The 13,387-nt window shown below is 64.0% G+C and carries 10 protein-coding genes and 1 pseudogene; 4 read left to right on the top strand and 7 right to left on the bottom strand.

Annotated features, from left to right (window positions below; translation table 11 throughout):
- Window positions 1–44: 44 nt before the first annotated feature.
- Entirely contained in the window at window positions 45–1,340 is a 1,296-nt protein-coding gene (locus FJ490_RS12805) for a DUF445 domain-containing protein (RefSeq protein WP_140728931.1), read from the bottom strand.
- A 398-nt stretch (window positions 1,341–1,738) separates the two neighbouring features.
- On the opposite strand from FJ490_RS12805, the gene rirA reads away from it, so the two are divergent.
- Complete coding sequence (rirA, locus tag FJ490_RS12800) at window positions 1,739–2,200, top strand: iron-responsive transcriptional regulator RirA (protein WP_140495713.1); 462 nt, start codon at window positions 1,739–1,741, stop codon at window positions 2,198–2,200.
- Window positions 2,201–2,260: 60 nt separating this feature from the next.
- Here the strand turns inward: rirA and FJ490_RS12795 are convergent, their stop codons facing one another.
- From FJ490_RS12795 to hemP, 5 genes and pseudogenes are all read right to left on the bottom strand, one after another.
- On the bottom strand, window positions 2,261–3,049 hold the full coding sequence (locus FJ490_RS12795; protein WP_140555097.1) for a heme ABC transporter ATP-binding protein: 789 nt from the start codon (window positions 3,047–3,049) through the stop codon (window positions 2,261–2,263).
- 9 nt (window positions 3,050–3,058) lie between these two features.
- Complete coding sequence (locus FJ490_RS12790) at window positions 3,059–4,159, bottom strand: iron ABC transporter permease (RefSeq protein ID WP_140555095.1); 1,101 nt, start codon at window positions 4,157–4,159, stop codon at window positions 3,059–3,061.
- Between the two features lie 5 nt (window positions 4,160–4,164).
- Window positions 4,165–5,073 (bottom strand): hemin ABC transporter substrate-binding protein, encoded by a 909-nt coding sequence (locus FJ490_RS12785; protein ID WP_140555093.1) that lies wholly within the window; start codon window positions 5,071–5,073, stop codon window positions 4,165–4,167.
- 10 nt (window positions 5,074–5,083) lie between these two features.
- A pseudogene (locus tag FJ490_RS12780) lies at window positions 5,084–6,146 on the bottom strand (hemin-degrading factor).
- Window positions 6,147–6,164: 18 nt separating this feature from the next.
- The gene (gene hemP, locus FJ490_RS12775) at window positions 6,165–6,371 is read right to left on the bottom strand and encodes a hemin uptake protein HemP (RefSeq protein ID WP_140555090.1); all 207 of its coding nucleotides are present in this window, start codon (window positions 6,369–6,371) and stop codon (window positions 6,165–6,167) included.
- A gap of 202 nt (window positions 6,372–6,573) precedes the next feature.
- On the opposite strand from hemP, the gene FJ490_RS12770 reads away from it, so the two are divergent.
- The 3 genes from FJ490_RS12770 (at window position 6,574) to FJ490_RS12760 (ending at window position 9,595) form a co-directional block, all read left to right on the top strand.
- Window positions 6,574–8,763, top strand: a complete 2,190-nt coding sequence (locus FJ490_RS12770) for a TonB-dependent hemoglobin/transferrin/lactoferrin family receptor (protein WP_140728932.1) — start codon at window positions 6,574–6,576, stop codon at window positions 8,761–8,763.
- A gap of 2 nt (window positions 8,764–8,765) precedes the next feature.
- The gene (locus FJ490_RS12765; RefSeq protein WP_140495707.1) at window positions 8,766–9,209 is read left to right on the top strand and encodes a hypothetical protein; all 444 of its coding nucleotides are present in this window, start codon (window positions 8,766–8,768) and stop codon (window positions 9,207–9,209) included.
- A 71-nt stretch (window positions 9,210–9,280) separates the two neighbouring features.
- The gene (locus tag FJ490_RS12760; protein WP_023763446.1) at window positions 9,281–9,595 is read left to right on the top strand and encodes an antibiotic biosynthesis monooxygenase; all 315 of its coding nucleotides are present in this window, start codon (window positions 9,281–9,283) and stop codon (window positions 9,593–9,595) included.
- 28 nt (window positions 9,596–9,623) lie between these two features.
- Here the strand turns inward: FJ490_RS12760 and putA are convergent, their stop codons facing one another.
- Entirely contained in the window at window positions 9,624–13,235 is a 3,612-nt protein-coding gene (gene putA, locus FJ490_RS12755) for a bifunctional proline dehydrogenase/L-glutamate gamma-semialdehyde dehydrogenase PutA (protein ID WP_140728933.1), read from the bottom strand.
- Between the last annotated feature and the right edge of the window lie 152 nt (window positions 13,236–13,387).

Raw genomic sequence — 13,387 nt, 5'->3', positions numbered from 1 at the left:
CTGCTGATGCCCCGCCCATGAGAATAGGGCATGGCGTGCGCCCGTCAATTGACGAGAAACAGCCGCTCCGCGGTGTAAAGCACGATGCCGGCCAGACCGCCGATGATCATGCCGTTGAAGCGGATATATTGCAGGTCCCGGCCGATATTCATCTCGATCAGCCGCGTCAGCTGCGCCAGGTCCCAGCGCTTGACCTGGTCGGCGATGAATTTCGATACGCCGCTCTTCTGGCTCTCGACGAAAGAGGACAGCGCCACCACGAATCCCTGGTTCATGTCGGCCCTGATCTTGGCGTCTCCGGCCAGATGCCGGCCGACCTCGACGAACATGTTGGCAAGATGCGCGCGGATGATCGATCGCGGCGCCTTGGCATCCTGCTCGATGAACAGCCTGAGGCTTTCCCACATGTCGCCGGCCAGCGCCTTGACTTCCGGCCTGGCGAGGAAATCGCGCTTCAGCTTCTCGGCGCGCCTTGCATACTGCTTCGACGTTCTCAACCGCTCGACGAAGGCTTGCGCGAAACGGTCGAATTCGGTGCGCATCGGGTGGTCGGGATCGGCTCTCACCTCGTCGAGCAGCGAACCGGCCGAGGCAACGATCTTCTTCAGGAGATAGGCGTCGGCCCTGAACAGGTTGAACAGCGACGGCAGTTCCTCGCGGATCTTTTCGCGCATGGTCGTCAGCGCCTGTTCATCGTTGAGGAATCGGCCGATCACCTTGATGAACTCATCGAACAGCCTCTGGTGACGGCGGTCGTCGGTCAGGGCCGAGAGCAATTCGGCCGCCAACGGCGCCAGCGGCACTTTTTCGATCTGCTCCAGCATCCGGCCGGTGACGAAGCCGCGCAGCCCCGATTGCTCGACCGCGGCAAGCGTCTGCGGAATCAGCCGCACGACGAAACGCGACAGGCCCGCTGCGCGCTCGGAATCGGCCAGCCAGTCGGCTACGAGCGCCGAGAAATCGACCTCGGCCAGCTTCTCGCGCACCGGCTCGGGGGCAAGGAAATTGACTTCGATGAAACGGCCGAGATTGTCGGCGATGCGGTTCTGGTTCTCGGGGATGATCGCGGTGTGCGGGATCGGCAGTCCGAGAGGCCGCTTGAACAGCGCGACCACCGCATACCAGTCGGCCAGGCCGCCAATGGTCGCCGCCTCGGCAAAAGCGGCGACGAAGCCGAGCCAAGGATAGGTGCTCTCGAAGGACTTGGCCAGGGCGAACACGACGACGCAAAGCGCAAGTGCCCCCGTGGCGACGAATTTGGTCCGCCGCAGCATTACAGTCTTGGCATGCGCGTCGGCATCATATCCGCCGGAAGCCAGGGCCGTGGCTGATTGTGACATGGCAGAGCCGCTCCTCGTCGATCTCGGACCTATTTAGAGCATTCCAGGAAAGGTGTGTAACGCTGGTCCCTGGAAAAGCGCCTGGCGCTTTCCCCACGGAATTGCGTGAAAACAAAGAGTTAGGGCGGTCGGCCATTCTGCCAATCACTGGACCGCTCTGGTGTTTCGCCCGAGGAAATGCGCGTAACAGCCGATTCGGCCCGCGTCTTGCCGCATTGCGCACACAAAGTTGACGAGAATATTCAGCTATTATGCGAAGCTAGTCTGGAATTATTCCAAGGTATAGGGCATATTCCGCCGAGGCCAGTGTGGCGAATCCGAAAGCTCGGAGCAAAGCCGCACCAGCAAAGTTCAAAATCTGGCGTGATCGCAACTCGCCGGCGCTTTGTGAGGACAAGATGCGGCTTACCCGCCAGACCAATTACGCCATGCGCATCCTGATGTATTGCGCGGCCAATACCGATCGGCTGAGCCGCATCCCCGAGATCGCCGCCGCCTATTCGGTGTCGGAGCTTTTCCTGTTCAAGATCCTCCAGCCACTGGTCGAGAACGGCCTTGTCGAGACGGTGCGTGGCCGCAATGGCGGCGTCAGGCTTGGCCGCGCCGCTGAATCGATCAACCTGTTCGACGTCGTGCGCGTGACGGAGGAAAGCTTCGCCATGGCCGAGTGCTTCGAGAACGACGCCGCGGAATGCCCTCTGGTCGACAGTTGCGCGCTGAATTCGGCATTGCGCGAGGCGCTCAACGCCTTCTTCGCGGTGCTTGCCCGCTATACGATCGCCGATCTCGTGGCGGCGCGTCCGAACGTGCGCAACCTGCTCGGCATTGACCTGCTAGAGCGCCGCGCACCGGCGGCCTGATCCGGTTTGCCGCAGGCTGGACCTGCGGCGAACGTCCAGAATCTAGGCCGCTGCCAGAATCTAGGCCGCTGATTGAGGCAGCACGAACGGCATATTGCCGGCTGGCAGGACTCCAACCTTTAAGCGGCAACCGAATACCCTTTCGATCAGATCGTCGCTCAGCACATCCTGCGGCGAACCGGTGGCGGCAAGCCGGCCGCGGTGCATGACGAAAATCCGGTCGGCATACATCGCCGTCAGGTTGAGGTCGTGCAGGATGGCAACCACGCCGCCGCCCCTTCTGGCGAAGTCGCGGGCAATGTTCATGATGATCAGCTGGTGCTTGATGTCGAGGCTGGACACCGGCTCGTCCAGGAACAGATAGCGCGGCTTGCCGTCGAGCACCGGCGCCCAGATTTGGCACAGCACGCGGGCGAGTTGAACGCGCTGCTGCTCGCCGCCGGAAAGCTCCTGATAGAAGCGGCCGGCGAAACCGTCGAGGTCGACACGCGCCAGCGCCCGTTCCGGCAGGCGTTCGTCCTCGCCCGGCAGCACACCCGAGCAGCCTCCGACAAGGCCGAGCCTGACAATCTCGCGCACAGTAAAGGGAAACGACAAGGTCGTCGCCTGCGGCAGCACCGCGCGCAGCGTCGCCGCCTCGACTGGCGTTATCGTCGAGAGCTCGCGGCCGTTGATGGCAATCCGGCCGGTATGCGCGAGTTCCCCCGACAGCGCCTTGAGGAAGGTCGTCTTGCCCGACCCATTGGGGCCGACAATGGCCGAAATCTCACCCGGCCTGACCTCGAAATCGACGCCGGCGACAATGCCTTTCCTGCCGATCGCCACCGAAACATCGCGCGCTTCGATCATGAAACACCCCTACAGGTCGATGACGCCGCGCTTGCGCAGCAGGATCCAGAGGAAGAACGGCGCTCCGGCGATCGCCGTGACGATGCCGATCGGCAGTTCGGCGGGCGCCACGATGGTGCGCGCGACCGCGTCCGCCAAAAGCAGCAGCGAGGCGCCGAGCAGCGCCGAGGCCGGCAGCAGATAGCGATTGTCGGGGCCGATCAGCAGGCGCAGCAGATGCGGCACCACGATGCCGATGAAACCGATGCCGCCGCTGACGGCGACGGAGGCGCCGACCGCCGCCGAGACGCCGACGATGGCCGTGTACTTAAGCCGCTGCACCGGAATGCCGAGATGGCCGGCGGTCGCCTCGCCCAGCGCCAGCGCATTAAGGCCGCGAGCCAGGAACGGCATCGCCGCCAGCGAAAGCACGATGACCGGGCCGACAGAGCCGATCTTCTGCCATGTCGCACCGGCCAGCGAGCCGAGTTGCCAGAAGGTCAGGTCGCGCAGTTGCCGGTCGTCGGCCATGAAGATCAGGATACCGGTCAGCGCCATGGCAAGTGCGGCCAGCGCCAGGCCGGCAAGCAGCATGGTGGCGACGGATGTGCGGCCCTGCCGCGTCGCGACCTTGTAGAGCAGCAACGTCACCGACAAACCACCGCCGAAGGCCGCCAGAGGAAGGATCAGCGCGCCGAGCGAGGCGGTCACCGGCGACAGCACGGTCGTGCCGAGCACGATGACGGCCACCGCGCCGAGGCTGGAGCCCGCCGAAACACCGATAAGGCCGGGGTCGGCAAGCGGATTGCGGAACAGCCCCTGCATGACCGCGCCGGAGACCGCGAGCGCGGCCCCGATCAGCACGCCGAGCACGACGCGCGGCAGCCTTATGTCATAGACGATGAGGCGATCTCGCGCGCTCATCGCCACGTCGCCAGGCGCTGCGCCGAACAGCCAGTCGCCGACCACCTTGACGGCGGACGCATCCGAGGCGCCGGAGGTCAGCGACAGCAATACCGCTGCCGCAAGCATGACGCAGGCGAGCGCGATGACCAGACGGGCGCGCCCGGAACGGTCACCGGCGCTGGCCATCTTCCTCTCCGCCGGCCCGGCGATCGACTGGTCGACCATGCCGCTCAGTCCGTAATCTGCGTGCCATAGAGCGCGACGGCAAGGTCGTGGACGGCGTCGGCCGTACGCGGTCCGAAGCCGAGCAGATACCCGCCGTCGATGCGGATCAGCTTGCGCGCGGTTCCGGCCGGCGTCGAGGCGATCGATGCGTTGCCGAACAGTTCATCGTCCGATACCGGCGGCCCGGCATTGCTCATCATCAGGATCGCGTCCGGCCTGGCGGTGACAACAGCCTCGTCAGACAGTTGCTTGTAGCCGGAGAAGCCTTCGATCGCGTTGACGCCGCCGGCCAGCTTGATGATGCCGTTGGCAGCGGTATCGCTGCCGGCCGCCATGATCTTGCCGCCCTGCATCGACAGCACGAACAGAACGCGCTTGCGCTCCTCGATCGAGGCCGTCTGCTTTTCCGCCGCCTGCAGCTTGGCATCGATCTCCCTGGCCAGCGCTTCGGCCTTGGCGTCGGCGCCGAGCGCCTTGCCGACCACGCGGACCTTTTCGAGGATGCCCTCACGGTCGTACCGGTCAGGCACTTCGATGAAGGGGATGCTCGTCTTCTTCAGCACATCGAGCGCCTCCTTGGGGCCGCTACCGTGCAGCGCCAGCATGCCCGAAGGGTTTACCGACAGCACACCCTCCGGTGACAGCTGGCGCATGTAGCCGACATCTGGCAGGTCGAGAGCTGCTTTCGGATAGCGGCTGGTGGAATCGCGCGCCACAAGATGCTTTTCCTCGCCGAGCGCATAGACGATCTCGGTGATCGAGCCGCCGATGGACGCGATCCTGGCGGGATCGGCGAAGACGGAGACACCGTCGCCGGCGTCGGCCGGCTGCAGCGCGCCGAAAGCAAGGGAAAAGCTGAGCATCGGGCCAAGCATCGATCCGCGCACAGCCGTCAATCCGGTGAGAAGACCCATCGTTGTTTCCTCAGGCTGCGGTCGGGCTTGGAATGCGCGGCAGGTTCTCGGCCAGGAAGCGCCAGTCGTCGCGCTCGCCCTCTCCTTCATGGCGCTTACCGAAGAACTGGATGATCATGTTGCCGTCGGCGTCGTAGACCTCCAGCGACGTGACATGGCCGTCCTTGGTCGGCTTGCGCACGGCCCAGACTTCATGGATGTGGTCGGTGCGCAGGTGCAGATGGAAGGTCTCGTCCAGCACATTGATCCACGGCCCCATTGGCTTGACCGACTTGACCGGACCGGAATGGATTTGGATACAGCCACGGTTTCCCACAAAGCACATGATCGGCATCTCGCCCTCGGCGGCACGATTGAACATGGCTCTCACCGCATCATTGTCGAGCAGCCATGCATAGTCCTGGCCCACCATGCGCACTGCCTGGCGGCGGCTGAGCTTCAACGTCTTCAGCATGCCGAAGAACTGATGCACGTCGGTCAGCCGGCTCCAGCGATCGCGCAGATCGTCGAGATTCGCGGTCGTTGTCACCGCCTCGCCTTCGTTCTCGGCGGCTGGCCCCGAAATGGCGACCAGTGGCTCCTGGTTCGGCGATTCCAGCGAAGCGACCAGTTTTCTGATAGGCATAGAGGTTTGACCCCGGCCGCAGATGCACCTTGTGCACCGCCTCGCCCGCCGCGTCGAAGAATTGCAGGCTGCGGCGGATGTCGTCGCCGTCGCGTTTTTCCACGGCAAAGCCGTGCGCCCATATTTTCGGGAAAATGCGCAGGTCGATGTTCTCGCCCAGCACCATGGCATTGTGATTGCCGGTGACGACCTTGTCGTAGGCGCCGATCTTTTCATGCACGGCGCTTTCGTTGCGGGTGAGCGCCATCACCTCGCCGACGGCTTCGAGGCCGGTCAGAAGATCGTTGACGCGTGGCTCGACGCGAACGACACCGTCGCCGCAATGCGCGGCCACCAACTCAGCCTCCGAAATGCCAAGCTGTGCGGCCAGATCGCGCTCGCGCGTTTTCGGATTATCCGTCCGCGCCCGCCGGATTTCGTGCGGGGTGGGTTTTACGCGCTGGTCCATTGTCCTGCTGCCTTGCGCTTACTTGTTGAGGATGAGCTTGCCCTGACGGGTGATCTTGAGCCGGTAGAGCGCGCCGTGATGCTCGATGCCGATCTCGTGCTCACCTTGGAACAGCGTGTTGCTCGACAGCGTCCGCACCGCCAGCGGAACGCCGTCGAAGCGGGCGGAGGCATCGTCGGAACGGCGGATGCGATAGCGGAAGTCGTTGGGATTGTGCGTGTTCATGTGGATCGGTCCCTTTCCTGTGCCGGGCGTCTGGCTAGGCGTTTTGCGTAATCCGATTCATTCTTGACTTGAATAATCATGTTTACTAGTCAGTGCAATACCGGATTAAATTAGTCAAGATTTAAGACGCGAATACGATCACAAATGCCAGCCAGCCCCAGGCCAGCCCGCATCGAACCTGGAAACTTTGGAGTTGGGGCACATGGGGTTAGCGATTTGGGAACGGCGCGGCTGGTCGGGGCCGAACGGTGCAGCGGCTTTGCTGGCGGGCGTGGCGGCGATTGCCTTGTTCGTGCCACCTGCCAACGCTCAGCAATCAGCACAGGCGGCGGGAGAGCAGGCCGATCAATCGAAGCAGGCTGAGCAGGAAAAGCCGGCGCCAGCGGGCGCAACACTGCTCGACAAGGTTCTGGTCATTAGCCGCACCGGAGAAACGGCCATCCAATCGCTGGCCTCGGCCAGCCATATCGACCAGGAACAGCTCGATCGCCGCATGGCGACGACGCCGAACGAAATGCTGTTCGGCGTGCCCGGCGTCGCGGCGCAGGCCGATGCCAGGCGCGTCAGCACCAGCGTCAATATCCGCGGCCTGCAGGATTTCGGCCGCGTCGCGATCATCGTCGACGGCGCGCGGCAGAACTTCCAGCGTTCCGACCATGGCACCCAATCGACCTTCTACGTCGACCCCGAGCTTATCAAATCCGTCGACGTCATCCGTGGTCCGGTCGCCAACACCTATGGTTCGGGCGCGATAGGCGGCGTGGTCTTCTTCGACACCAAGGACGCCCAGGACATCCTCAAGCCGGACGAGACATGGGCTGGTTCCGTCACCGGACGCTACGAGAGCAACGGCAAGGGCTGGACCACCAGCGCATCCGGCGCCTATCGCTTTAACGACAATTTGGATGCGCTGGGCAATATCGTCTACCGCAATTATGACGACTACAAGGATGGCGACGGCGACACCGTCAAGGGCACCGGCTTCGACGTGCTGAGCGGATTGCTAAAGACCACGATCCGCCCGAGCGACAATAGCGAACTGAAGCTCGGCTGGGTCGGTTCGAGCGACGGCTGGAACGAGATCAGCGGCGGCATGCCGGTCAATGACGTCGACCTGAAATCGAACACCTTCACGGCTCGCTACAATGTCACGGACGAAGACAGGAGCTGGCTCGACCTCCACGTCAACACCTCCTACAACAAGACCAATCTCGACCTGACCGGCCTTGTTCCGCAGCGCCGCTTCGATCCCGTCACCGGCCTTCCCGTGATGTTGCCGGCAGGTTCGACGTCGACCTTCGATGTCGGCACAGCCGCCATCGACATCTGGAACACGTCGCGATTCGAGACAGGCGGCCTCGCGCATGAACTGACCTATGGCGGCGACTGGGTGAATGACGACGTCGAGACTGGCGGCACGGCAGGCGGCGACAGCTTCTACACGCCTTCCGGCAAGCGCAACGTTTCTGGCGCCTACGTCCAGGACAAGCTCAGCTGGGATTGGCTCGAAGTCATTGCCGGGCTGCGCTATGACAATTACAGCCTCGAGGACGACACGCACGAAACGTCGGGCGACCGCCTGTCGCCGCGCGTCACCGTCGGCGTCTCGCCTTTCGAAAGCGCCGGCCTTGCCGGCCTGCAATTCTACGGCACCTACGCGGAGGGCTACCGGTCGCCTTCGCTGACCGAAACCCTGATCAGCGGCAACCATCCGGCGGGCGTCAGCTTCCCGTTCCTGCCCAATCCCAATTTAAAGCCCGAAACCGGCAAGACCGTCGAATTCGGTGTCAATTACAAGCAGAACGACGTTCTCGAGTCCGGCGACGCGTTTCGGCTGAAGGCGGCCTATTTCAACAACGACGTCGACGATTATATTGACGGCGTTACGCTGTCGGCCTTCGATCCGACCAGTGGGTGCCCCTTCGGGCCGGGCATTCCGATCTGCTTCCAGTACCAGAACTTCGCCAAGGCAAAGATCAACGGCTTCGAGATGGAAGGCGTTTATGATGCAGCATGGGGCTACGCCGGACTTTCCGCCTCCATCATCAATGGTCACACCATATCCTACGAAGGCGATCGGGCGGACCTTGCCACGATACCGTCCGCGCAGGTCACCGTGCAGCTCGGCCTGCGCTTCCTCGAGGACAAACTCACTGTCGGCGGCGAGGTGCAGTACAATGGCAAGCCCAAGGGTAACCCGATCGCCAAGGACTATACGCTGGTCAACGCTTTCGCCAGCTACCAGGCGACCGACAATCTGAAGGTTGATTTCCGCGCCGACAATCTGTTCGATGTCAAATACGCCAATCCGTTGAACGGCAGCACCACGGTCGCGGTCTATGAACCGGGCATAACGCTGAAGCTGGCGGCAACGATGCGATTTGGAGGATGATGATGACGAACTTGACGGCATCCCTTCGTCTGCTGACCTCGGCGCTGGCGATGTCGCTCGCAGCGGTTCCGGCGTGGGCACAAGAGTCCGCGCCGGCGCCTGCTCTCTCCCTCGAACTCAATGGCGCGCAACCGTCTGAAAAGGGCTGCCGCCTGACCTTCGTGGTCACCAACAATCTCGGCGCCGACCTTTCCAGGGCGGCGTTCGAGATCGCGCTGTTCAACGACGCCGGCGTCGTCGACCGCCTGACCGTGCTCGACTTCAAGGACCTGCCGGCCGGCAAGACCAAGGTGACGCGCTTCGATCTCGCTGGCACCAACTGCGCCAAGGTCAGCCGCGTGCTGATCAACAGCGCGACCGAATGCGTCGGCACCGGCGTCGAGCCGAACACCTGCATGCGAAAACTCAAGACAGATGCCAAGACCGGCATCGCCTTCGGGGTCTGAGCACGGCGTGGGGCCGCACGTGGCATCCTGCGGCACCACCCGTCTAAGTCCAGGAAATCGAAAGGAACTCCATGTACATCGCCATGAACCGCTTCAAGGTGCAGAACGGCTCGGAAGCCGATTTCGAGGCCGTGTGGAAAAACCGTGATTCCAGCCTTGCGGAAATGAAGGGCTTCCGGGAGTTCCATCTGCTGCGCGGCCCAGTCAACGAGACCGAAGGCTATACGCTGTTTGCCTCACACACGGTCTGGGCAAGCCACGACGATTTCGTCGCCTGGACCAAGTCGGAGAATTTTCGCGCGGCCCACAGGAATGTCGGCACGACGAAGGTCCACTATCTCGGCCATCCCCAGTTCGAGGGTTTTTCGGTCGTCGAGGGCGCCTGAAACGACCTCGCCCGCCGGAAAGGCGTCCTCAAGCGGCAGCAAGCAGGCTGGCATTGCCGCCCGCCGCGGTCGTGTCGACGCAGACGGCCCGCTCATGCGCATAGGCCGCGGGGTTGAGCACTTCGCTGACCAGCGGCACGATCGGCCCTGAGCGTTCGGCGATCACCTTGCGCACGATGCGCGCCGCCTCCGGCGTCCCCGAGAAGGCGACGACGTCGACGCGTAACGAACGCGCCTCAACCGGATCGGGGCGGCCGTCGATCGCCGCCAGCGGCAGGCCCTTGCCGGTCAGCGCCGAAAGCGCCGCCGGCGCGCCTGGCGCCACCGCCAGCACCGCGTTGCCGGCGGCGAGCGCCTGGATCGTCTGCGCAAGCAGCGTGTCGCCGTCCGGTCCCAAGCACAGCACCCGGCCGCGCGGCGCCAATGACAGTGTATTGGCCTCGCCGGTCGGCCCGGGCAGGTCGACCTGGCCGAAATCGATTGCGGCGGCGGCACCGATCGCCGCGGCACCTTTGCCTCGCAGGTGCTTGCGCAGGATGGCGATGCGGTCCGGCCGCGTCGACCAGCCGCCAAGCGCGGGATCGGACAGATTGTCGGCGAGTTCGGTCGCCGTCACCTTGTGGCCGTCGCCAACAGGCGTGCCTGCCTCCGGTCCCTTGCGAAAGCGCCGGAGATAATGCGGTCCGCCGGCTTTGGGTCCGGTGCCGGACAGCCCCTCGCCGCCGAACGGCTGCGAGCCGACGACCGCGCCGATCTGGTTGCGGTTGACATAGATGTTGCCGGCATGGATCCAGTCGACGAAATGCTGGACGCGACCCTCGATGCGGGTGTGCAGACCGAACGTCAGGCCGTAGCCCTTGCGGTTGATGGCGGCGATCACCGCATCGATCTCATCGGCGTCGAAACTGGCGACATGGAGCACCGGCCCGAACACTTCGCGCTCCATCTCCTCGATACCCTTGACCCGAAACACATGCGGCGCGACGAAGCGGCCATCCCTGGGTGCTTCGAGCTTGGCGATCAGCCGTCCCTGCAAACCCATCGTCGTGCAGTAATCGCGGATCGAACCCTGCGCCTCGTCGTCGATGACGGGACCGACATCCGTCGAGATAGCCCAGGGATCGCCGACCTTGAGCGCCTCCATGGCGCCCTTCAGCATCTCCAGCATCTTCTTCTCGACATCCTTCTGCACATAGAGGACGCGCAGCGCCGAACAGCGCTGGCCCGCACTCTGGAAGGCGGAGGCGAGGATATCGCGCACCGCCTGCTCGGGCAGCGCGGTGGAATCGACGATCATGGCGTTCAGGCCGCCCGTCTCGGCGATCAGCATGGCGTCGGGCGCGGCTGTCTCGGCCAGTTGCTTCTCGATCAGCTTGGCGACGTCGGTGGAGCCGGTGAAGCAGACGCCGGCAATGCGCGGATCTGAAGTCAGCGGTCCGCCGACCGAGGGGCCATCGCCCGGCAGAAGCTGGATGACGTCTTCCGGCACGCCGGCCTCGCGCAGCATTTCGACGGCTCGGAAAGCGATCAGCGGCGTCTGTTCGGCGGGCTTTGCAATTACCGAATTGCCGGTGACGAGCGCTGCGGCGATCTGGCCCGTGAAGATGGCGAGGGGGAAATTCCACGGCGAGATGCAGACAATGACGCCGCGCGCCTCGGTGCCCGCTTCGGCATTGCTCGCCTCGGCCGCGTAATAGCGCAGGAAATCCACCGCTTCGCGCACTTCGGCGACGCCGTCGGCCAGCGATTTGCCGGCCTCGCGGGTGGCCAGCGCGAAGAATTCGACGGCATTGGCCTCGTAGAGATCGGCGGCGCGATTGAGGATGGCCGCGCGCTCGGCAACCGGACGCTTTGCCCAGGCTGGCTGCGCTTCGACGGCGATGCGCACGGCGGTTGCCGCCTGCTTGGCGGTGGCTTCGCTGACCATGCCCACCACTTCCGAAGGCCTGGCCGGATTGACGACCGGGCGTTGCTCGCCATAGCCGGCCGCGCGCGTGATCGGCTTGGCGTGCCAGCGGTTAGGGCCCGCGAAGGCTGTCCTCTCCTTGTCGATCGCTGCCAACGTCACCGGATCGGTGATGTCGAACCCTTTCGAGTTGCGGCGGCTTGCACCGAAGATGACGGCAGGCCGGGGGATCGCGGGATTGGCGGCGGGGCCTTGGCTCTCGACCGCTTCTAGCGGGTCGCGCGCGATGTCTTCGGGCTCGACATCCTCGTCGGTAAGTTGGTGGACGAAAGATGAATTGGCGCCGTTCTCCAGCAGCCGGCGCACCAGATAGGCGAGCAGGTCGGAATGCGCGCCGACAGGCGCGTAGATGCGGCAGCGCGTGCCTTCGGCCTTACGCACCGTCTCGTGCAACGCTTCGCCCATCCCGTGCAGGCGCTGGAACTCGAAGCTCTCACGGTTCTTCGTCATCGACAGGATGGCGGCGACAGTGTGGGCATTGTGGGTGGCAAATTGCGGATAGATGCGATCGGTCATCGACAAAAGCTTTCTCGCGCAAGCGAGATAAGAAACGTCGGTGTTGACCTTGCGGGTGAAGACGGGGTAGCCGGCGAGCCCCAGCGTCTGCGCCCGCTTGATCTCGGTATCCCAATAGGCACCCTTCACCAGCCGCACCATGATGGTGCGATCGTATTTCGTGGCAAGCGCATAGAGCCAGTCGATGACGAAGGCAGCGCGCGGACCATAGGCCTGGACGACGACGCCAAAGCCGTTCCAGCCTGCAAGCTCCGGCTCGGCAAGCACGCGCTGGATGACGTCGAGCGAGAGGTCGAGGCGATCGGCCTCCTCGGCATCGATATTGAGGCCCATGCGCGAATGGCGCGCCGCGAGCGCCAGCGAAAGGAGCCGCTCGGCCATGACAGGCAGCATCTCTTCCTTCTGCGCTTCCTCGTAGCGCGGATGCAGCGCCGAGAGCTTCACCGAGATGCCGTGGTTGTGGCGGATATCAGGCCCGTTTGAACCGGCATCGAGTGACGAGATGGCATCGGCGTAGGCCTTGTGGTAACGCAGCGCATCGGCCTCGGTGCGGGCCGCCTCTCCCAGCATGTCGAAGGAATAGAGATAACCCTTCTGCGTCATCGGCCGGCCGCGCTTCACCGCTTCGGCGATGGTGCGGCCGAGCACGAACTGCTCGCCCATCTCGCGCATCGCCGCCGCCACCGCCTTGCGGATGACGGGCTCGCCCAGCCGGCGAACCATGGCGCGCAGCGTGCCTTCGATGCCGCCCTCGCCTTCATCGAGCACGCGGCCGGTCAGCATCAGCGCCCAGGTCGAGGCATTGACGAAGATGGAGCTCGAGCCGCCCGAATGCGCCGACCAGTCGTGCGGCGCGATCTTGTCGGCGATCAGGTCGTCCATCGTCTCGGTATCGGGCACGCGCAGCAGCGCCTCGGCCAGGCACATCAGCGCCACGCCTTCCTTGGTGGAGAGGCCATAGGCGGACAGGAAAACCTCCATCAGCCGCGGATCGGACGAGCCGCGCACCGCCCGCACCAGATCGGCGGCACGAGCAGAGATCGCCCGGCGGTCCTCCGCCGAGAGGCCGCTCGCCTCGGCCAGCCGCTTCACGGCCTGATCCTCGTCGGGCAGATAGTTGGCGCGGATTTGCTGGCGGATGGCGTCGAGCGCTGGCATGGCGGGTCCTACGGGCAAGCACAAGGGAGCGGGCCGGCGGTCACCGGACCGAATGGCGCAAGCTAGCACAAGTCCCGATTTTCAGGCGGTCTGAAGAAATCGACATTGCAGTTCGATCGATCTATCATATCGCCGCAAACTACCCGAAGAAG

It is taken from the genome of Mesorhizobium sp. B2-5-11, assembly GCF_006440835.1.
Lineage (GTDB): Bacteria > Pseudomonadota > Alphaproteobacteria > Rhizobiales > Rhizobiaceae > Mesorhizobium.
The sequence above is the reverse complement of the archived record's forward strand: the minus strand, read 5'-3'. Positions and strand labels throughout refer to the sequence as shown.